17 protein-coding genes are annotated in these 20349 nt (G+C 51.0%); 3 read left to right on the top strand and 14 right to left on the bottom strand.

Features of this window, described 5'->3' with window-relative positions:
- The first annotated feature begins 51 nt into the window (after window positions 1-51).
- Both CRO57_RS20255 and CRO57_RS20250 read left to right on the top strand, forming a co-directional pair.
- Window positions 52-393, top strand: a complete 342-nt coding sequence (locus CRO57_RS20255) for a type II toxin-antitoxin system RelE/ParE family toxin (protein ID WP_097155332.1) — start codon at window positions 52-54, stop codon at window positions 391-393.
- Window positions 390-674 (top strand): helix-turn-helix domain-containing protein, encoded by a 285-nt coding sequence (locus CRO57_RS20250; protein WP_097155331.1) that lies wholly within the window; start codon window positions 390-392, stop codon window positions 672-674. Before CRO57_RS20255 ends, CRO57_RS20250 begins: the two co-directional genes overlap by 4 nt.
- Here the strand turns inward: CRO57_RS20250 and CRO57_RS20245 are convergent.
- The 7 genes from CRO57_RS20245 to CRO57_RS20215 all read right to left on the bottom strand — a co-directional run bounded on the left by CRO57_RS20245 (window position 671) and on the right by CRO57_RS20215 (window position 12343).
- Entirely contained in the window at window positions 671-5308 is a 4638-nt protein-coding gene (locus CRO57_RS20245; protein WP_097155330.1) for an LPD38 domain-containing protein, read from the bottom strand. The two genes, CRO57_RS20250 and CRO57_RS20245, sit on opposite strands and share 4 nt — an antisense overlap.
- A complete protein-coding gene (locus tag CRO57_RS20240; protein WP_097155329.1) occupies window positions 5305-7800 on the bottom strand; it encodes a phage tail tip lysozyme in 2496 nt (831 codons plus the stop codon). The genes CRO57_RS20245 and CRO57_RS20240 overlap by 4 nt, the downstream gene beginning before the upstream one ends.
- The gene (locus CRO57_RS20235; RefSeq protein ID WP_097155328.1) at window positions 7797-8375 is read right to left on the bottom strand and encodes a hypothetical protein; all 579 of its coding nucleotides are present in this window, start codon (window positions 8373-8375) and stop codon (window positions 7797-7799) included. Before CRO57_RS20235 ends, CRO57_RS20240 begins: the two co-directional genes overlap by 4 nt.
- A gap of 9 nt (window positions 8376-8384) precedes the next feature.
- A complete protein-coding gene (locus CRO57_RS20230; protein WP_097155327.1) occupies window positions 8385-10421 on the bottom strand; it encodes a phage tail protein in 2037 nt (678 codons plus the stop codon).
- On the bottom strand, window positions 10422-11039 hold the full coding sequence (locus CRO57_RS20225; RefSeq protein ID WP_097155326.1) for a phage connector family protein: 618 nt from the start codon (window positions 11037-11039) through the stop codon (window positions 10422-10424).
- Between the two features lie 91 nt (window positions 11040-11130).
- Window positions 11131-11406, bottom strand: a complete 276-nt coding sequence (locus CRO57_RS20220; protein WP_097155325.1) for a hypothetical protein — start codon at window positions 11404-11406, stop codon at window positions 11131-11133.
- Window positions 11407-11437: 31 nt separating this feature from the next.
- A complete protein-coding gene (locus CRO57_RS20215; protein ID WP_244580174.1) occupies window positions 11438-12343 on the bottom strand; it encodes a phage capsid protein in 906 nt (301 codons plus the stop codon).
- 415 nt (window positions 12344-12758) lie between these two features.
- On the opposite strand from CRO57_RS20215, the gene CRO57_RS20210 reads away from it, so the two are divergent.
- The gene (locus CRO57_RS20210; RefSeq protein WP_097155323.1) at window positions 12759-13853 is read left to right on the top strand and encodes a hypothetical protein; all 1095 of its coding nucleotides are present in this window, start codon (window positions 12759-12761) and stop codon (window positions 13851-13853) included.
- A 419-nt stretch (window positions 13854-14272) separates the two neighbouring features.
- Here the strand turns inward: CRO57_RS20210 and CRO57_RS20205 are convergent, their stop codons facing one another.
- The 7 genes from CRO57_RS20205 to CRO57_RS20170 form a co-directional block, all read right to left on the bottom strand.
- Window positions 14273-15109, bottom strand: coding sequence for a hypothetical protein (locus CRO57_RS20205; RefSeq protein ID WP_097155322.1), 837 nt, complete (start codon window positions 15107-15109; stop codon window positions 14273-14275).
- A complete protein-coding gene (locus CRO57_RS20200) occupies window positions 15102-15512 on the bottom strand; it encodes a hypothetical protein (RefSeq protein ID WP_097155321.1) in 411 nt (136 codons plus the stop codon). The genes CRO57_RS20205 and CRO57_RS20200 overlap by 8 nt, the downstream gene beginning before the upstream one ends.
- The gene (locus CRO57_RS20195; RefSeq protein ID WP_097155320.1) at window positions 15509-17113 is read right to left on the bottom strand and encodes a portal protein; all 1605 of its coding nucleotides are present in this window, start codon (window positions 17111-17113) and stop codon (window positions 15509-15511) included. Before CRO57_RS20195 ends, CRO57_RS20200 begins: the two co-directional genes overlap by 4 nt.
- 3 nt (window positions 17114-17116) lie before the next feature.
- On the bottom strand, window positions 17117-17341 hold the full coding sequence (locus CRO57_RS20190; RefSeq protein WP_097155319.1) for a hypothetical protein: 225 nt from the start codon (window positions 17339-17341) through the stop codon (window positions 17117-17119).
- A complete protein-coding gene (locus CRO57_RS20185; protein WP_097155318.1) occupies window positions 17304-17714 on the bottom strand; it encodes a hypothetical protein in 411 nt (136 codons plus the stop codon). The genes CRO57_RS20190 and CRO57_RS20185 overlap by 38 nt, the downstream gene beginning before the upstream one ends.
- Window positions 17711-19288: a hypothetical protein gene (locus tag CRO57_RS20180; protein ID WP_097155317.1), complete on the bottom strand. Its 1578-nt coding sequence runs from the start codon at window positions 19286-19288 to the stop codon at window positions 17711-17713. Before CRO57_RS20180 ends, CRO57_RS20185 begins: the two co-directional genes overlap by 4 nt.
- A gap of 314 nt (window positions 19289-19602) precedes the next feature.
- Window positions 19603-20232, bottom strand: coding sequence for a hypothetical protein (locus CRO57_RS20170; protein WP_097155315.1), 630 nt, complete (start codon window positions 20230-20232; stop codon window positions 19603-19605).
- Window positions 20233-20349: the final 117 nt, after the last annotated feature.

The following is a 20349-nucleotide window of genomic DNA, read 5'->3' as shown; positions in this document are numbered from 1 at the left end:
TGGGTAACCCAATGGGTTGCTTTGTGTGCCCCATTGGGTTAGTATGGCATTATGCAAACAGTCTCGGAATTCCCAAGCTTTACCAAACAGGCGGAAAAACTCTTCTCGCCTGACGAGAAAAAAGAAGTAATTGATTATCTGGCGAGCTATCCCCTGAAAGGGGATGAAATTCCCGGAACGAGCGGTATTCGTAAATTGCGAGTTCCAGCAAAAGGCAAGGGAAAGCGCGGTGGTGCCCGTGTCATTTATTATTGGTACGACAAGGATAATCCGATTTTTGCTCTACTGGTTTATGGCAAAGGCGAGAAAACTGATCTTGATCCAGCAGAAAAGAAGATTGTTGTCAGGTTGGTGAAGGAAATCAAAAAACATCTGAAAGGAGAAAAATCATGACACAGTTTGGTGATGATCTCATTCAATCCTTGCAGGAAGTGGCGGCATATACAAAAGGCGAAGATGTACCAGGAATGGTTATTCATCATGCCGTCTCTCCAAGCGAAGTCCGTAAAAAAGCCAAACTGACACAAGCTGAAATGGCCCCTCTCATGGGAATGAGCTTGTCTGGTTATCAGAAATGGGAACAAGGCCGAAGAACCGTCAGCGGCCCTGCACAAACCCTTTTGCGTGTTTTGGAGAAAAACCCAAAAGCAGTGATAGATGCATTGGCGTCCTAGTCTCGCATTCCGGGGATCTCCGGCCTCGATGGGCGTTTGATTTTCACCCCATTCAGCTCGTAACCTTGTTTTTCAAGCAAGGCCAGATCCTTCATTGGAGCTGAAGATCCATCTTCCAGTAGACGTTTGCGATAGTCCGGCCAAGCCTCTTGAATTGTTTGCCAGGGAATGACCTTGCCCGTTGCATAATGGTCAGCAAGGATCTGGTGCATTTTCGGATTGACCGCCTTCAGTTCGCGATAATGCCCTTGCAGATCCATGATACCACGCTGCGCCCATCCAGGCTGTTCAAGCAAGACAAGAGCATTGCGAGCTTCGATCACTGCAATCTCTTCCAGAATATCTGTCAACACCCCACGCTGCTGAGAGGTGAACAGGCTTTCCCCATCGGAGCCTGTCACCTTGTCGTCTGCCATATCTCTGCGAAGTTTGGAGATTGCCCGCACGGCTCGCCTGGCGCGATCAAGGGGATGCAGTTTCTTGGCTTTGCTATCGCCATGACGAGAAACCAGCCAGACCCGCTTCTCTTCGTCCATGTCTGCCAGATAGTCCGCCGCGTCTGCTTCATCACCTGCTTGCAGAATGGCATCATAGCTCTTGCTGGCTCCCTCGAAACTGCCCATCGATGGTGCGACCAGCTTCCAAAATCCATTTAAGGACCGGGACCCCTTCGAAGACGATTTGATGAAGCGGCGCAAAATGGCCATGTCATCAAGGGACTGATCTGGCTTGTCGCTGGTACCGGCATCAAAAAGGGCGAGTGCGGAGCGGGCGAGACCGCCAAAGAAATTGACAATCATCTTATCTGTCATTGCTGGAGACCAGCCCATGGCTTCCCCCAGAAGCTTGGAAAATTCCGAGGTGCGAGCGGTATATTGCAAATGTGGTTCAAGGCCTTTCATATGCTCTGGAACGATTTCCCGATCGCTAAAGAAATCCGTATTGGATTTTTTCTCAAAATAGGATCTTATCGCCGGGTTCCCTTCGATGACATTGGGCGGGAAAAGGGTTTTCATTGACCCTTCCAGCCACCGTTCATAAGCCAGCGCATCGTCTTTTATTATCCCGTCAAAAGCCGCTTCAGCGATATTCAGAAACACGGCCATTTCGAAAGGTTTGGGTACGGCAATCCAGGTGTTCCCGCTTTTGATCATCCAATGTGTGGCGCGGGTGGTGTCCGAGATTTCCTGATAATCATCATATTGGCTCATGAGAGCATGAATGCCCAGACCGGCCATCATGAGAGTGGAGAGACGCGCCCAGCTCTTTGCCGCCATCGGCAAGGCCGCTTCGTCTTCAGCCGTCAGAACCTTGCCCATCATTTTCTTTGCAATTGGGAGCATCATTTGACGGGTGCTTTTGTCCATGCCCTGCAAGCTGGCATTGAGAAAGGGAATAATGCGAGCAAGGCCAGTCATGGCAAAACCACGCCGGTCAAAGTCGATATGGTCCCGCGCTCGATAGGAGGCCTCTAACGCCGCCTCATATTCGGAGAGTCCACGTAATTTGGCCTCTTCGAAGAAGGTCTTGAACAAACCGATCCGGGTTGAAGTCTCTGAGACCTCAGTCAAGGCCATCCAACCTTTTAGGGCATCCTTGAGATTTTTGTTTGCCAGATGATGAGCGACATACCCCTTTTTGCGCAAGGCCTGAAGATCTCGATTCACTGCGCCATTGCGCAAACTGGCCACATTCTCACCACCCATGATACCGCCCATGACATTGTAATGCCGCGCCGCATCCCGGCCGCGCAACTCATCCATGACACCTGAAGCTGTTGCTTTGACGCGAGCAAAGGGCTTGCCATAGAAGATGGTGGCCATCACCTGGTCGCGGATCAGGTTGGCGGCAATGAATTCTGGCGCGGCCGTTACACCAGTGCGCAAAGTAGTTGCGGAAGTAGACAGCATTTCAATCCAGAAATTTTGCTCATGCTTTTGCATCAAGCCGAATGACTGCATCATTTGCTGGCCCAACTTGCCATCAGCAAGCCGGAGCGCTTGAAGCTGGCCACCATCTCGGAAGAAGACGATATTCTGTCCATTCTCTGAAATGACCTGTGGCCGGAAAATGCGCCCCTTGGTATCGCCTAATGTTGCTTCCAAAGCATCACGCAACGTCGAAACTTCCATCGGTCCATAGCCATTTTGCTTGGCTGCATCGGCAAAGGCTTCCATTGGATCGATTTTCATCACCATGCGCAATTCCTTGGCCGGAATACGTTCGGCAATTTTACCGCCACCATGACCAGCTCGCAGCGCGAGACGATCAAGAGAACGGATTATGTTATTGTGAGCAATGGCGCTGGCAGTGTGATAGGCATCTGCCATCAGGCTTTCCAACGGATTGACAACATCACGACTGGACCCGACAAACCGCTTCACCTGGTCAGATTTTGCGCTTTTGCTTTTCCGGCCGCCACCGTCTCCGACTGGATCCCCGTCATAGTCGAATTTGCGAAGACCAGGAACATAATCGCGAATGAGCAAACCGTCGCTATATTGGGCCTTGGTGATCAATCCTGCATCCAGCTTTTTGCGCCACATGGCACGGTTCCAGTCATAGACCTTATCGGCCGCGCTTACGAATTGCGGATGGTCAGCTTCAAGGGTTTGGATGGCACGGGCATGATCTCCACGAGTGAACTTGTCCGGCTCGTTTGGGATCAGGCCCTTGTCGAACCGGTCCCATTCACCAACAGCACGCCGGGCCCATAAATAGGCACCGAATTTCTGCAGCAGATCCTCGTCCCATTTCGATAGCACATTTGCGCCGCCCATGGCCTCGACAAGAGCATCGCGCAAGGAAGCGGATGATGGGTCCATCGAGCGATAGGCATGGACACCATGCATGATATCCATGTGACCGGCTGATTGCGCACCATCGAGCATTCGAGCCAGCTTATAAGGATCTTCAGCCGCATTCAAATCCAGCTTGCGGCCGGTATTCTCTGAATAGATTTTTGCCAGCTCACGCACACCGCGCTGGATTGGATGCTTGAAGTCCAAGAACATGCCATAGGCATCATGCAAAAAATCACCAATGGTATGACCAATACCGAAACGCTTGGCATCCTCTTTGGCCTGCCCGACAAGGCCCTTGCGTTTGCTGGTGACAATAGAGCTGGCAATGGCTTCATCGGATGGCAAAGTGCGCCATTGATGGAAGGCATCCTGGATATCGGCCAATCCCTTTAACCAGTCCGGTTTATGCTCCTTCAGGAAGCGAGTGAATTCCTTATTGAACTTTGGTGCTTTAGTGGCTGCATAATTGGGGTTGGTCATGTAAACGCGGAAGAATTCGGCAAACCCTTCTTCCAGTTTGACCTTGGGATCTGCGCCGATATAGGCCATGGGTTCCAGCTCAATGGCATTCAGCCGCATGAGCTTTTGAAAATCTGTGCCCAGTTTGATTTCAACATGGTGACCGATCTCATGGGCATAGACTGAAAAATCATCCTGGATCTGAAGGCGGATAACGCCGGTACGCAAATTATGCGTTCCCAGGGCTTTGCTCATTTTGCCGCCCATCCATTTCAGAACGCCTTGCCTGGTTGCGGCCGCTTCGACCAGATCAGCCAGCTTTTCGGAAATATCCTTCAGGCGTTCAAATGCCCGTTCCTGATTTGCTGCTGACTGTTCTCGTGTGACGCCATCAGGATTGCGCTGCAATTCACCGGTCATTTGGGACGTTCGAGCTTTGGTTGCTGTTAGGTCAGCATCGTCCGTTAGGGACAATACATCTGGGCCGTCATGAATTCCGTCTTGATTGGCAGTTGGTTTTGCTTCAGAGCCGAATGCCCTTGTTTCCTCCGAGACCCTGACACTGCGCTCGGAATGGGGCATGAGCTGATCACCAAGGGCAACAGGCTCCAAATCAGCCTCAGACGAGGCCACAGAGCGCCTTGCATCACTTTGGAGGGTGTCAATGCCATCCAGTTCCACTTTTGCGCCTGTCGAGTCCACAACGTCCATTTTGGGCCTGTTTGGCTCGATGGAAACGTGGTCGGGAGCTTCTAGCAGAGATGATTGTGTGACCGGCTCGATTTCATCGATGTTCCGTTCCAGGTTGTTAGCCACGCGCCCGCCTGTGCTTGGCCTATGCGTGATTGGGCCAAGGGCGCCACCGGCAACAGCACCCAGACCGACAGAGCTTGCAAACTGGATTGGGTCAAAGGCTTCTCTAAAGCCTGCCCCCATTTCAAGGCCCTGGATAGCCGCATCTGTTCCAGCATTTACTGCAGCACTATCAATCGCCCCGGCAAACAAACGAGCGCGAAGGCTGGTCAAACCTTTTCCGCCAAGAGCAAGGGCTTTTTCACCCAATCCAATCGGTAAGAGGTTTTCCAGATGAGGCGTACCACGCTCGGCATCCACGATGGTACCAGCAAGCTGACCAGCAAGAGCGGCCGCGCCTTCGCCCATTCCATCCCATTCCGGGAAACTCTGATATCGACTTTCAAAGCGTTTGCGATCTTCAACCCTGTTCACGTCGCGCAAAGCGCCGGTCACAGTGCCTTTGCGGGTTGCGGCTTCCATGTTGATGTAAAATCGTTCAGCCAGACCAGGGCGTGGGGCTTCCTTCAGGACGCCGCTTTCCCCTTGTTGTTGTGCTTCGTCAAAGAAATTGGTCATTTGCGACGATCCTTTGCAGGGTCATAATCTTCAGATCCATCTTCATGGATCGTAATGCCGTGATTATCCAAGGTGGCTTGATAGCGTTCTGTTTCCTGTCGGGCGGCTTCTATGGCTCGCAAGTAATAATCAGCAGCTCCATCCCCGAATTTTTGGTCAAATTCACCAGCTTTGTCCGGATTGTCTCGAAGCAACGAAATTGCAGATCCTGTTGGCTGCTCTTTCCATTTCACCTGGTCATATTGACCTTCCAGGGACTGAGTGGCGCTGGAAGCCTGTGCCTTGTCCTCAATGGTCCTTGCTTCAGACCGGCTTGGTTTTTTGCCTAGCTCGATGTTGCGCAAATGGCCAACGGCCGCTTCAGCAACATCCTTATGTAGACCTTTCCAGCGCATCACCTGGATCATGACTTCATCAGCAAATGGGCCATAGGTCTGATCGATCTTGCCAGCCAGATCCAACCAGGTTTGCTTGTCCGGATCTTTTGCTACAGGTTCAGCCAGGGCGGTCAATTCTGATAAGGTGAGGGGAGCTTGTGTCTTATCTGGAATACCAAGAACCTCTTGAGCATCAAAACGACCTTTGATCAGCTCTTCCAGACTGGCCAGATCCCCGTCCATCGCTTCATCTTTGAGCGGTACCAATTCGTCAAAGGCTTCATCCACTGCTTGAGCTGGATCAGATTTTCTAAGTTTTAGAATCTGTTGCGCCGCTTTGTTGGCGTTCGACAAGATTTCCAACTGATCGACATAACCCTTGATACCGGGCTTTGGTTCCAGCTTTTGCAACTGTTCTGCAATTTCATCGGCGGGTAGGACATCAAGACCGGAAATCGCCTGATAACTTGCTGCACTGATATCGCGTTTTCGGTCCCATTCAGTTGCTCGCTCTTTGCCCAGGATCGAGCTGACTTGGTCAAATGTCAGTTCTGCACCATCGATGGCAAGACCAACACCATCACGGGAAATGCTGGCAAGATCATCATTGATCAGGCGTTCCATTTTTCGGGATTGTATTCTGGCGTCGGCATGGGCCTGTCTGCGTTCTTGCGAAATCACAGCTTTGAAATTGCGCTCTATTGCACGAACCTGATCAAGAGAAAGAGAAGCGAACTCTTCCGCTCCGCTAGACCATTGTTTGCGCATTTCTGCTACATAGGCTTCCTTGCTATCCGCATCTGGCAAACTGTCAAAAACACCGCGAAGTCGAGCAGAGGTGACAGTACCGAGTACCTCTCTTTTTTGCTTTTCGGCCAACTTGGGAGAAATGACACCCGCAAACCGGGCTTCCTCAATATTGCCCAGGGCCTCATTCATCGATATTTCAAGGTCTGCACCCGCCTGAATATCGTCTCCAACAAGATAAGCCTGCTTTTCCAAGCTGGAAAATTGAGAAGTCAGTGCAGCATCGTAGTTTGATCTTTCGCCTTCTCTGACACGCTTGTCCTGTTCAGCAATGGCAGACCTTTCGAACACAAGGCGCTTTCTGGCAAATGTCTGTTCAGCCAGCCACTGTACAGCGGGGTCTGAAGGAATCGAGCTTATATTGCCAAGTATTTCTTTTTGTGCAGCATCTAGCGCCTTGGTCAATGCAGTCGGATCATCTTTGTGTTCTTCGTAGATTTCATCAATTTTTTGATTGATCTCTACCGGCACGCGACGGGCAAGATCCCGGTTAAGCGTAGCGTTATAGGCTTTTCCACCGGGTGTATCATCTGAACGCAATGCCAATGCTGGCCCTGTTGGCCCTGGTCTGCCTGATCCAGCAACAGGCGCACCTGCCGAGACTTCACTATTTGCAAATCGGCTGGCCCATTTCATGCGACTTTTCATGTGTGGGATGCCGGGCCGCAAAAATTTCTTTGAGACTATTTCAGCAGCGGATTGGGCATCGCCAGCTTGACGCAGTGCATCCAGAACAGAACCTTCCGGACTATTGGTCAGCTCATGAATTAGAAAGCCGTAATTGGCTTCGTATGATGCAGGATCAAGTCCTTTCTCCTGTGCAAAGGCTTCGAACTGGCGACGCCGGGGACCGGTCCATTGGGCATAACCAAAACCACCACGGGAGCCTTTCACTAGAGGGGACACCTCTTGCAGTGTTTTAAAGTTCCCGCTTTCATGGGCCAGATTGCCGACAAACCCGGCGGCTTGCGCTTTGGTCAGGTTTAGATCCTTCTGCATATCGACCATGAGGCGATTGCCGATATCGGATGGTTCTCCTGCCGTTTGGTTACTGCCAGTGCCCAGATCGACGCTGTACGCATCTTTATGACCTTGTGTCTTTCCTGCTTCTATTGAAGCTGTCTTTTGCCTGGCCATTGCCTTATGGGCCATCTGACTCAAAGCAGATCCCATGCGTTGAAGATCTCGCTGCAAGGCATAGAAAATGCTCACATTGGGATCCACGGCCGTGGTTGGTTTCGTGGAAACCTGCCCCTGAGTGTTCAATTTGGTCAGATTGCCAGGGCTTCTACCTTGTCTATTCGTCATCCAAACATCCCCGCAGCTGCTCCCAATGCACCAATCAGCCCACGTGACCGGCCAGCGCTCCTGGTTCGGGAGGCAACACGACGCCAGCCAGCAGCCCGGGCGCGATGCAAAGCCATGCGTGCATCTGTGTCGGCACGGTCGACCGTAATGTCAGAGCTCGCCCGTTCTTCCAGGGAAAGGGCGTTATCTTCAGAAACGCCTTCCCCGACGAGCTGACCGGAGGCCGCGAACTTCACCGCATTTTCGCCCAGGGCTTTTGCCAATTGCCGCTTGATATTGGTCGAACGCTGCATGCCTTTGACTTCTTCATCACGCGCTGCGCTCTCTGAATCGTCCGCTTTCATGTCATATTGTTCGGCCTGAATGTCTGCAGCCTGGACAGCCGTCAAGGCGCTGGCAATGCCGACAACGCCTTTCAAGATCCCGCTCACACTCAAACCGCTCCCGGCCGTGGTTGCAGCCGTGGCGGCTGTGCCAGCAGTTGCAGCAGCCGTTCCCGCAGCCGCAGCACCACCAGCCGCAGCAGCTCCGCCACCCCCGGTTAACGCTCCCAATGCGCCCAATGCCAACTCCATGTGCAGCTCCTACAATTTGGCTTCAATCGTTATGGATCTCACCGCCAGACGGCCCGGTCTGGTCTGCGTGATCGTGACTGTTGGTTCATGGGCGAAGCCTTTCAGACCTCGCAGCTCGATCATGCCGGTATAGCCAGCGTCCAGTTCCGGCTTGTCCATGTTCCCATCATAAGCGCGTAGAGGCACGTCAACCGGTTCCTCTCCGTTGGCAGCAATGGCAAGGGATGTGGTATTGACAACCGAAACCCACACTGAATGAATGCGAGCCTGACGACGCAAAACGGTCTTTGGTCCAATGTCGCGAGGGGGCGGCAATGTTGTTACCTTGGGTGGGGCAAACAAGCCAACCTCACCAGTCTGGACCGGAGTTGGTACCTGGATCTTGGCATTCAGAACTTTGCAGGGCCCATAAACATCACCATCCCCCAAGACCCAGACATCCCGCCCTTCCAAATGTTCCAGGCCCGTTATCTCGGAGCGAGCATCCGGAAAGGTAAAAGGCTTGGCTGCATCCAGCAAAAGCCCTCGTTCAAAGCGTTCCAATCGTCTTTGATTATTGCGCTCCATGACCACAGCCATTTCATCGCGACCATTGACGGAAATTGCTCTAAACAGATCCTCTTGGGAAGTGATACGGCCGAAGCCGGTTACATCCTGTTGGCGCAGCAGGAAACCGGCACGCATGCGGCCCTTGGCATCAAGGACACCAAGCATATTTGCATCGGTTGAGAGTTTGGCACGGCGCATGGCCATGTCGGTGACGTCTTCAAACAAGTGTGGGGAAAGAATGGAAATTGGCTGACTGACAAAGTTTCCATCTACATCGGTATAGCGAAATTCGGAAATGACCGATCCCGATTTATGCACGAAGATGGCCGCGCCTTCATTCTTGACGACTGGCACGCCCGGTTTTGTTCCATGGGTTGAGGCTTCCACGTGAACGGTTGGCTTTGTCTTGTCGATGGTTCGTTCGGAAATCCAGTATTCACGTTCGGACGTGAAGACCAGCATATTGCGTCCAGGCACAATGTGATTGATCTTTTCGCCGCCTTCACTGTCCAGCGGCACCACAAAAGCCCCGTTTGCTTCATCCAGTCGCGTATCAAAGGTGAAATATCGACCGACAATCGAGGTCATCCAGTTGTTACCACGGCTTTTGAAGCCACCGGCAAAGAAACGCTGTTGGAAAAACATCCCGCAACGAGGCCAGCCGCGTGTCGCTGATATGATTGGTTCACCTGGTTGCAAACCAACCTTGATCTTATAAGCTGGGATAGCGGCATCGGCTTTGTTGATTGCGGTACCAGAAATGGCCCAGCCATCCCCCTGATTTTCCTTGCCTTCAAATCTGATTGTAATGCGAGCGCTGGCCTTCTGAGTTACGACGAGACCAGGGGCGACGTTGGGCAATTCCAAAATGGCATTCTTGATCAGGGTTGCCACACTGTCCCAATTGATCCCGCCAGGCATATCAATGGTGGTGGTGTCTTGTCCGGATACGGTTACCCGGAAGCGGTCACCAGCGGAGAAGCCAACGAATTGCAATTCCCATTCTGCAGGTTCACCATTGGTATAGTTCCCGCCATAGTCATAATTCGGGATCTCTTCATAGGGCAGATTGCCTTGGCTCCAACCTGAATCTGTATTGATAACCCGGACAGACTGCACATCTTCATGAAAGAGGAACATTGTGTCCTGGCGGTGTGTCCAGGTGATTTCCGGCAAATGAGCAACATTGAAGGGCAGGGCAAAACTGGCAGTGATCGCAGCGCCATCGATCACATCTGCATGACCATCGCGCAACGCGATTTCAAAGCTGCTACCGGCCGAGTTTTTGAACGGAATAAGGCGAGCTGTTGAATTATCGACATTGACGACATGGCGCAATCCGCCGCGTTTGGTGAAACCACCTTGCGGGTGGATCTCGACATTCTCGACATGCAAGGCACCGGCATTGAAATATTTCAGCTCGGTGCGGTCGATCTCCAGCGGGTCAAGCTCGCCAGCGGTAAAAGTCGCCATGAGGCGTCCAGGACGAGCAACCATTTAGCTACTCCATGCTTCAGTCAAGGGATTGCGCCCCATGCGCATCCGTTTGTTTGGTGTTGTGGAACTATCGGTTTGCATGGCAGTACCAATCAATCCGCCCCGGTTTTGTTCGCTTGGATTGCCATAGGCCTGCCGTTTCAGCTCATCCGCTCGTTTGCCATCAGAGGCAATTGCCTCAATCAGCAAACCGGCAAGACCAGTGCTGACAGCTTTGGCAAAAATGGGGGACCACAGGTGAGGTGAAGCCATGGAGCGAACGACTGCATATAAGTCATCAGCGTTGGAATAGATCTTGTCACCAAAGCGCTTGAAGTCTGTGAAATTGCGATCAGGGATATCAGGTTGATCGGTAACCCGATCCAGAAGCAAAACATTGTCACCGACCGGCATTTGAAAAATGACCGAGAATCCCGCAATTGGTTCGTCATCCAATTTGGTCAGACGAACCAGTTTTTGAGCAAATGACCAGGGATAGAGCGTTAGGGCAAAGGAGGCTTCCTGTTCATATAACCGATCAGCCGTGACCCCTGCCGTGACTTCTTCAGACAGATTTTCAGGGGCGCGAATTCCAATCCGATCGCATGCACGTCGGATCACTTCGATTTCATTCAACATTGCAAAGATCCTGCGAACTCGAGATAAAAAAATGGCCCGGCGGAAAGGAACACCGGGCCATGGTCAACAATTGCCAACACTACACATGCGGCTATGCAGTGGTCTGCGCAGCAATTGTCACGACCCCCGCCGCAATAGTGGTGACGATGTAATTTTTGAGCTGGGGAGTACCATCAATGTCCAGACCGGCCATGATGAAATCGCCCTTGGCCAGATCCTTGGCCAGGTTGTCGAAATATCCGGCAGCTTCAACAGCGGCCGCATCATCATTGGTGTGGTAGGTGCAAAGTGCTTTTGTGGCATTGGCACCACTTCCGACGGCTCCGATAGAAGCCAATCGAACGAATCCATTCAATTGAAAGGCCATCTTTTAAATTCCTTGGCTTGGCAAAATGAGCTTATTGGAGGGTGATTTCGGTTGGTATCTTGACGCGACAACGGACAATACCTTCTTCCATCAGGCCCGCTTCCGCGCCCTCAACCTCCATACGGATGGAGTGATGGCCGAAATCATTTTCCCAATCCCAGATGGTTTGCAGATCCTTGTTATTGCTCCAGCCCATGGCTTCCTTGTGCCACATGTTGAAGTCGTAATGACCTTCTTCGACCTCGGTGAAATATTCATCCGGTGCGAGGAAATAGTGCACACCACCCCAGAATTTGGAGACGGTATTGCGAAGGAAAGAAAGCTGGTCACCTGTCCAATCAGCATTGTTGAACTGCTTGTAGGCTAAGCACTGGTTCCAGATCAAAGACGGCAGCGGACAATACACATTGCCATCCCATGGCACATCCGCATTTTGAAGCGCCGTATTCATCATCAAAAGCAGATCAAGGACAAAGTCTTTGTTGTTCCCGCCAATCATGCCCGGACGACCATCTGCGTCGAGAAGGGGCTTTACACCGGCACCGGTGCCAGCATTTGTACTGGAAAGCTTGTCGCCAGCGTCAAAAATGGCGTGATCCACACCGCGACCAAGAGCCATGGCGCCAGAAGTTGTCAGATTTTCCTTTTCACCAGGTCCCATGCGCGAGACATCATAGGTTTCACAGGTGTCGAAGAATTCCCAGGTCTCCAGATGTGCTTCGACTGTTTTCTTCTGGGAGTTGTTCTTTCGGGCTGCCTGGCCACGTTTTTTCTTATGGGCCTGGCTTTTTCCCATAATACGGAATATCGCCTTTGACCCTTCAATCTTTGTTTCCGAGGTCACGGTCGACTTCATCATAAATCCCTTGGCTTGGAATTTTTGACGGACCTTGTCGTTATATTGGGTCTTGAACCAATTTGGGACGTCGTTGCTCATCATTCAGCCTTCTGATTGCGAGTTTTATCTCGCCAGAGACAGAGCCGACTGCGGACAAGAGAAAAGCGGCGCATTGAGCTCTGGCATGAACTCAACGCTAACCGCCTCATGGATTGGTCAACCGATGGCAGGCCTGCTGCAAGATCTACCTACATCCCCAGCGACGTTGGGGTCTGTTGCGGAATAGTGCGAAATAACACCCTAAGGTCGGCACTGCGGACTTTTGAGACGTTCGCAATTCTGTTTTCGATGACTGCTGCGGTGTCGTCTCACAAAAAGCTAAAATTATTAAGAAGAAAGTCCAATTCAGCGGGCTTACTACACGAGTTTCAGCAAATCAGTTTATGGGAGATTTGAAGTAAACGATAGAAAGTTGTATAATAAATAAAAACAATCAAAAATTATATAGAGGAAAATGCTTTTGTTTAAAAAATACTGGAGGGTAACTGCTCTTTCTGCAGCAGTTCTTTTTACCGCGCAACCATCTTTATCTGCAACTTGTGATGCAATTTTGGCACATGGCATTACAAACATAACGATTAAGAAATCTGCCCGAGCATCCATCGCTACAAAGTACCACAACCACTGCCACAAAAAGTTTTCAAGTATGAATGCCGAAACACTTGCCGACATTAGTGTGGAGGTTCTAGGATATGGAGGTGGTGAAGCAAACTTCAACACAACCAAGACTTCATCCGACCTACTTCAGTGGTGCAAAACCAATAAGGAGTTAGCTGAAAGCAGTGCTGATTTGTACGAAGAGTCTCGCTCTCTGTATGGAGAAGCCGTCCGAGCTTGGAACGATTGCAAAGCACTGAACAAAGATGGACTTAAAGTGGACGTTAAAATTACACCGAATAATCAAGCGGTGGCCGTCGGACTTAGATATACCAACCCTGGAAAAGTTTCTTATATGGGCTACGAGGTCCGCGGATTCGTTTGTTCCGAAGTGATTGCTGGAGGTGGCATTGCTTCCGCCAAGACCCCAGTAGCAATTTCAACAGGTGCAATTAACCTCAGCTGCACAAGAAATGATCCATTGACGGTTTCGCTAGCTGGCGGCGACTACAAAGTGCAAGACTGGGGACAGGTAAACATGTTCACTACCGCCGGGCCAGTACAAGTTTACTTTACTGAGTTGACTGAGCCAACGGCACCGACAGCGGAAGTGCTGAGACTGAACTCGGAAATCACCGACTTAAAAATGAGCATTAAAAATCTAACTCAAGTTACCGAGATGGCCGATCAGGCTTTGAATGAGCGTATCAAAGGGCTATCGGTAGAAATTGTTCACCGAAAAAGATACCACACAGAGAAACAGCACATTCTTCCGGTAAAAGCAGATAAAACAGTTTGTACTGTTGGGGGTTTACAAGGAAGATTGGGAAACTCGGGAGACAATGCCTATTTCAGGACATCCAAGAGCGGACATTGGGTGTTAGACTTACACACGGATCCTGATCCAAATCTTAGCCTTCGTGTTGAGGTCATTTGCTTCAAGATCAAGTAAATCGAGCCTTCTCCGGAATAAGGCAAGGAGCGCATTGAGTTGCGCTCCACGCTCTCTTCAAATGTGACTTTTCGCAAAATCTATTCAGCTGCGGTTCCGAACCTTGAGATAAATGACAAAGCTCAAACAACTCCCGTGAAGCACAGCCAAACAAATGTCGAGAACGGATGCATTCTCATGTTTCAGAGCTCGTTCTCAAGAACAAACCTCTCAAAACACTCGATTGTATGAACCTAGATCAACTATCGAAGCCGACATTCGAACATCGTGCAACATCATGCAAAATGGACTCAGAGCTGTCATTTGAGTATTTCTCAAACGACAAATTTTTAAGGTTGCGATCCGTCAGGCCTTAGGGGGTCATTTCGCACTATGCCGTAACAGTCCCCTCGTTTGGTGACCAAGGAACAAAGTTCCGATTAGCCTGGATAATGATGCTGATAGCTAGCGTTATATTTCTTCTCGACGCTTGCGTCATATTTTGATGAACTCGGTTTCAATCGGGGATCATCCCCCATTCTGGCCAGCTCTTCCTTTGAGAAGAAGGCAGTAGAGCCATCGGCTGTTTCACCAAGAGCAACGCCTTTTTCCTGTGCCATATTTTCAATTGCGCGAATGATCATGATGCCGTCGGCAATCTCGCTCATGCCGGACATGAAGCCTTGTGCACTTTCGGGAAGTCCCAGATTTTTGCCCATATTCTCGGCAATGGCCAGGGCATCATTTGCGGCTTTTTCAGCACCTTGGGGATCTGTCTTCAGATAGCCAGCAAGGGTGTCAAATTCCTTCTTTGGATCATATGCCGGGGTTAACAGGCCTTCAGCAACAGGACCTTTGAAGGTTTTATTGATGAAGTCCTGAAACTTGTCCGGAGTGATGCCGCATTCGAGCGCGGCTGCTTTGGCGGAATTCAATAGAGGATCGTCAGTATCACCGAAATAGCTTTTCAGCTCGTCATCAGGTTTGAAGTCATAGCCGCTCACATCTTCCGGCAATTGCGGATTGGATGCATTTAGACTGGCAACCAGGCGGTCAATAGTCTCTTGGTCATTCTCACCGTGATAGTCTTCTGCCAGTCCTTCAGGGCGATAGGGACTGTTGTCCTGGCTATTTTCGTTCTGATTGTTTTCATCTCCGGCCCCTTCACCATCACCAGTGCCGGTACCATCTTCCGGAGCGAAGGCAATCTGAGGGCCAAAGGGAGCTGAAGCAAGCCAGGCTATGGAGCGTGGAGTGAGCAAAGCAGATTTAAGCATTGGGTTTTTCCTTATTGTTGGACGGGTCATATCCGGCTTCAGCCAGATCTTTCAAAATCGTGCGAATGATGGAATTTTGGCCTTCTCGATAAGTGCTGATCATCGCCACCTGGTCACTGCTTAAGGAATGCATGGTTTCTGGTGAGACGGTCACAGAGGGCCTTTGAAGCGTGGTTTGCACGAACTGTCTCAAGACGTGCTGCCCAGCTTCGGTCTCGAAAACTGATTTCAAATTTGCGAGCCACTTGTGGCGTTCAGCTTCGCGCCTGGCTTGTTCTTCTGCAGATGCATCCTTGCGGCTTGGATGACTGAATTGATCAATCAAGCCTTCCAGATTGCCCCAATGCGCTTCTGTGCCGAGACCGGCGATCAGATCCTGAATTCCCAATGCTGTCTGGTTCATGCCGCCACTCCCTCAACACCTGACACATTTTCGCCCATGGCTTGAGCTGCAGCCGCCATAGCAGCCATTTCTTGCTCCCGCTTCTGAATTTCTGCGCGCTCTTCAGCAGTCACAACAAATCTGGACGGTACGCCCAGCTCATGGCCGATATGTTCCAAAGCATCTTCGAGCTTGGCCACATTGCTTGCCCGCTCTTGCAGGATAGCCAGGCATATCTCGACAAACTGGACGATTTTTTCCATGCGTTGGGCTGCACGGGATGTTGCGATAGGTGACGAGACTTTGACCTGCACAAGAAGCTGATCGATGTTCAATCCGGATTCGATCAGATTGAGGTTCGAAGCGATTTCCAGCAAACGACGGGCAAGCGGAACGATGATCTCATAAACCAGGCGACCAAAAGCCCCTGTATGATCAGACGCCAATCGCTTGACGCGCTCAAGGATCTCGGTTGCTGATCGCACTGATGCCCCGTCTGGCGGCAAGCTTTGATCCATCATGGTTGATTGCACGGCCATGCGAAGATCGTTCAGCACGATATTGCTGACATCGATGCGCGGATCCTGCATACGCTGGATGGATGGCCCTAAAACACCACCATTTCGGGCCACGGTCCAGATTGCGCCCGGCTCGATATCGGACATGTCCGGATTGAAGACACCATCATCTACGGCGGTCCAGATCCCAAGGAGCGCAATAGCGGCTGATTGGAGTGACAGACTTTGTGCTGTGTTCAGTGTCTTGATGCTTGGCATCGCCAGCATGACAGGACCGCGACCATAGGTTTCGCCAGGAACACGGAAATAACGCGGGGTGATCCAAGGATTAGTCCTGGTCTTTTCCTCTCGGAAAATCACGTCATCGCAATCAACCCATGTCGAGGTGATCCAGCCTTTGGATTTCTTGTCGTAAAGCGTGGCAACCGTCAGAGTGATTCCATCTTCTGGTTTGTTCTGGATCTTGTCCTGCAGCTTTTCACCAAAGCGGGATTTTTCGTCCTCGAATTCCTCCTCAATATGCCAAACCGGCCATTTCCGGTCCCAGAAGACGCCCATGACATCCCCGTGAGGCCCACAAAGCAGACGAAGCTCATCAATCGGTACTGTCAGGAAACGAGCTGGAAGATCTTTGTCACCTTGCTGCACATACATTGCGCCGGTCGAGGCTGACAAATCCAATCCCATTTCATGAAATGCCAGGTCGAATTCACCATTGGAACACATGGCGGTCAGAATGGTTGTGTATTTTTCCAGTTCTGGCCGGAGTTGGTTCTTGATATCGTCTGGCAGGATATCGCCCGGTTTAAGCGTGAACATTTCCTCGGAAACAAAATCTTGCCAAAGACGACCGGCAAAACGAAAGGCCCCAACAATTGCAGTTTGGTCAAAAGCCTTGTTGACGCGCTTCTGGCCGGTACCATCAGATGATCCTTTGCGAAAGGGGATCGCATAGTCAAATGCTTCATCCAGCAAAGGCTTCATGGTCTGAAATTCTTTTTCAGCGATAGCCTTGAAACGCTTCAGCCTTTTCAGCGATGAGCTTTCTTGTGCAATCTTCTTTTGTGCAGGTTCATTCTTGGGTTTCCGCTTGCTGCCTGCCATGACCTACCCCAATGTGCTTTGGCCAGAAGTGGAGCCAATGTAGGTAAGCAGGCGATTGCCTTGGGCTTTGCGGCCGCCGCCTTTGGATTTGGCGCGTGCCTGATCAATTTCGGCGCTTTGTTTTGCGACTGCCGCAAGCTGGCGGCGCTGATTTTCAGCAGCAGTCTTCTTTTGCAGCGCGACAGCGCCGTTATCCTTGCTCTTGCCGCCCCCGAAAAGTGCGCCCATATCGCCAGATCTCCATTCCATCACGGTTTTCAGTTCGTGATAGTCCGCAGATTTCGGCTATACGCGCCCCGGCTTTGGTGATGACTACCACGTCAATGGAAGGATAGGCAGATCGAGGCAAGGTCAACCGAATGAGCCTGACAATCAATTTCAGGTGCTTTCGGGCTAATTTGGTACACATGAACCAACCATCGGCCGTTCCGTCCTCATTGGGCCACAGCCCCCCGACAGCGACCGTTTCTCCCTCATCTGTTCGCAAAACCCAGCTTTCACCATGTTCGATCTGAAGTTTTGCGCACTGCCAGGCCATCATCTGACAACGGCCCATGCAGCAGGCAAGGTCATATTGAGTGGCAGGAGAAACCAGCTTCATGAATATTTATGCGGGTCGATTTGCCGCCCTTTTTTCTTGCCGGCAGAAGGCACAGAGTTGCGCCGGCTATTTTCGGAATTGGTACCGGTTACTGCTTGCCGGCCGCGATATCCGAGAACCAAATATTGAAGCCCGTCATGAGGGTGGGAATATTCGTTCTGTTTGTCTGGAGTGAGTGAATATAGCCCATCTTGACCTTTGATTTTCTTATATCGATATCCGGACATGAAGCCGCGGATGAGAATAGGGCAGTTTTTTGAGACGAGAATTCTCGGTGTTTCACCATCGATCATTTTGGTAAGTTCACCTTCTACGGCTCCAATGCGCAAACCTAACTCGTTCGAGCCATTGGCAGGAATGCGGACAGGAATGCCAAGTTTGGCTGTGACGGTATCAATCCAGGCTAACTCGCCACCTTCACGATCAGCTCCATACTGAGAAGCAGGATCTGCCCAGGCCCGAATGTCGCGGCAATCTGCATAACGCCGGTCCAAAAGATCATTCAGCATATCGCCAAATCTATCAGCCCCGACACCAGCGCCAGGGCAAAGTTCATCTATCACGATAAGCTGGCCGTTGGTGCGTGGCTGCCCGATAATAGCAGCAGGGTTAAGCCCGGCATCCATTCCGAGAAGAACGGGCAAATCAGGATCTGGATCGATCTTAGGTCCGATATGGCGCGTTTGGTTGAAGGATCGATAGACTGGTAAGCCTTCACGGCTATATCCAAATTCGTTATGAACGAACCGGCGCACATACCATTCTGGTTCAGCTGCTGCGATCAGCTGGTAATAGTTCGGCTCCAGTCGGGAGAGGTTTTCTGCATTGGGTGATAGTCCGGAGGGCTGACGATACAAGCGCCGGTGTTCGGCGCAATCCTCGACTAGCTGCTCATAGGTCCAATTATCCATGTCCGGAGCGTTGAAATCACCAAGAACCGTTCGGGCGCGGAGAGCGGTCGGATCTGCCAGATCCTCTTTTTTGGGATAGCGGCCCGTACGCTGCTCGATGTAACGCAACACGTTGGATGCCAGAGTGTCGGATTCATTCATCCATCCACCTGAAATCTCCAATCCGCGCAAGATGTCCTCAATGGACTGATCACCAATGCCGATGAACATGGTTTCAGCCTCAATTCGATATCCTGAAGGCAAACGGAACCGCAGAACATGCTTTGCGGGTCTGTCATTCCCTCCTGACCAGGTTGAACCAGCATAGGTTTTAGGGAACCACTGAAGCCATGAGTTCAAAACCGTTCTTTCGGCGTCTCTGAAGCTCTCACGAACCACCACAAAGCGATCCCGGATTACACCATCTTTGCAAGGCGGCATGAAGGTTGCGGCCATAATCCGTGCAAAGGCGCAAGAAACAGTCTTGCCGCCACCAACCGGACCCATGATAAACTTGGACATGATTCTGTCGCGGATGAAATTTCGTGTAACAGGACCAGGAGGAACATAGCGATAGGGATCAAAATCATCATCGATCTCATATTGCTGCAACAGCTTCCGGACATCGATGTCAGAAGGGGTGATCAGATCCTTGAAATGATCCTGTGAAGGAATTGAGCTCATCCCCTGACCCCTCTCAGATCGAGACTGAAAACGCGCCCCCCGTCCCCCAGACCGAACCAGAGGGTTACGCGATTTTTCCAAATCCGAACCGTTTCAAAATCCAAAACGGTGTGTCGCAGAACACCCCTATATGGGGGGTGGGGGGGTGTTTCCGGGGAAGGCTCGCGGATTTCTGCCATTCTTTTCGTCGTGGCAACCAAAGCAAGCAAGATCCAGAGGGGGGCAATCGATCCAGAATGATGCCCTTCAAAAATTGCCGGTCCCCTCAAAATAAGGGGGGCTTCCTGCTGATATTCTATCAGTAGGTACATTCTCTATTCTCCCTTATCTTTCATGAGGTTAGCTGTTTCATGAGACATGGTGTCATGAGACTTGTTTGATTGATCTTCGCTAAGTGATTGATTTTCCTCGCTTTCGCTTGGTTCTGGCATCCCGATTGAAAACACATCTTCACCTGGTTGATTTGCTGTGACGCTATCCTCTCCCAGATCGATCATCAGCACTGGAAGCTTGCCTTCATCGTCATTGTCTTCCTGGACAGGCTTCTTACCGTAGAGGTAGGGCGTGAGCTGATCGGCAACTTTGGTCTGCATCGCCACGATCTCGGCAATGTTCGGGATGCCATTGAGCCTGCCATCCTTGAAAGCTTGGATCGCCTTGTCTCGCTTTACGCCTTGGGCTTCTGCCTGCATGAAGATGAACCAACGATGCAGATCCAGCGGATGACTGGACATGATCTCACCCTGAAATAACAGCGGATCTCGGTAGCCTTTGGAGTGATACAGCTTCTCAATGGTGGCGGTTTTCTTGTTTTTTGCGCCTTTTGGTCGACCGGGACCGCGCTTTTCTGTCCGAGTTGGCGGGAAAATCGCGGTCGGCGCGTCTTCATACCCGTCATTTTCATCTGTCTGAAGCAGATCCATTTGATTGCCATCGCTACTCATCTATTTGATAAACCTCAATATTTTATTCAAACGAGCAGAGCTGCAAAGAGCGCTGATTTACACAAGGGTTCCACCAATATTTGCTGGTGTCCCCTTTGGTGTCCCCAAATTAAATTA

The organism is Cohaesibacter gelatinilyticus, from assembly GCF_900215605.1.
GTDB lineage: Bacteria > Pseudomonadota > Alphaproteobacteria > Rhizobiales > Cohaesibacteraceae > Cohaesibacter > Cohaesibacter gelatinilyticus.
This window is presented reverse-complemented; position numbering and strand designations above follow the sequence as displayed.

What these genes read in the sequence shown, in the direction of transcription:
- CRO57_RS20205 (WP_097155322.1), bottom strand. Translation starts at nt 15,109, where the DNA reads ATGCTTAAATCTGCTTTGCTCACTCCACGCTCCATAGCCTGGCTTGCT.
- CRO57_RS20190 (WP_097155319.1), bottom strand. Translation starts at nt 17,341, where the DNA reads ATGGGCGCACTTTTCGGGGGCGGCAAGAGCAAGGATAACGGCGCTGTC.
- CRO57_RS20225 (WP_097155326.1), bottom strand. Translation starts at nt 11,039, where the DNA reads ATGTTGAATGAAATCGAAGTGATCCGACGTGCATGCGATCGGATTGGA.
- CRO57_RS20245 (WP_097155330.1), bottom strand. Translation starts at nt 5,308, where the DNA reads ATGACCAATTTCTTTGACGAAGCACAACAACAAGGGGAAAGCGGCGTC.
- CRO57_RS20200 (WP_097155321.1), bottom strand. Translation starts at nt 15,512, where the DNA reads ATGAACCAGACAGCATTGGGAATTCAGGATCTGATCGCCGGTCTCGGC.
- CRO57_RS20220 (WP_097155325.1), bottom strand. Translation starts at nt 11,406, where the DNA reads ATGGCCTTTCAATTGAATGGATTCGTTCGATTGGCTTCTATCGGAGCC.
- CRO57_RS20250 (WP_097155331.1), top strand. Translation starts at nt 390, where the DNA reads ATGACACAGTTTGGTGATGATCTCATTCAATCCTTGCAGGAAGTGGCG.
- CRO57_RS20215 (WP_244580174.1), bottom strand. Translation starts at nt 12,343, where the DNA reads ATGAGCAACGACGTCCCAAATTGGTTCAAGACCCAATATAACGACAAG.
- CRO57_RS20235 (WP_097155328.1), bottom strand. Translation starts at nt 8,375, where the DNA reads ATGGAGTTGGCATTGGGCGCATTGGGAGCGTTAACCGGGGGTGGCGGA.
- CRO57_RS20230 (WP_097155327.1), bottom strand. Translation starts at nt 10,421, where the DNA reads ATGGTTGCTCGTCCTGGACGCCTCATGGCGACTTTTACCGCTGGCGAG.
- CRO57_RS20170 (WP_097155315.1), bottom strand. Translation starts at nt 20,232, where the DNA reads ATGAGTAGCGATGGCAATCAAATGGATCTGCTTCAGACAGATGAAAAT.
- CRO57_RS20195 (WP_097155320.1), bottom strand. Translation starts at nt 17,113, where the DNA reads ATGGCAGGCAGCAAGCGGAAACCCAAGAATGAACCTGCACAAAAGAAG.
- CRO57_RS20185 (WP_097155318.1), bottom strand. Translation starts at nt 17,714, where the DNA reads ATGAAGCTGGTTTCTCCTGCCACTCAATATGACCTTGCCTGCTGCATG.
- CRO57_RS20240 (WP_097155329.1), bottom strand. Translation starts at nt 7,800, where the DNA reads ATGACGAATAGACAAGGTAGAAGCCCTGGCAATCTGACCAAATTGAAC.
- CRO57_RS20180 (WP_097155317.1), bottom strand. Translation starts at nt 19,288, where the DNA reads ATGAGCTCAATTCCTTCACAGGATCATTTCAAGGATCTGATCACCCCT.
- CRO57_RS20210 (WP_097155323.1), top strand. Translation starts at nt 12,759, where the DNA reads ATGCTTTTGTTTAAAAAATACTGGAGGGTAACTGCTCTTTCTGCAGCA.
- CRO57_RS20255 (WP_097155332.1), top strand. Translation starts at nt 52, where the DNA reads ATGCAAACAGTCTCGGAATTCCCAAGCTTTACCAAACAGGCGGAAAAA.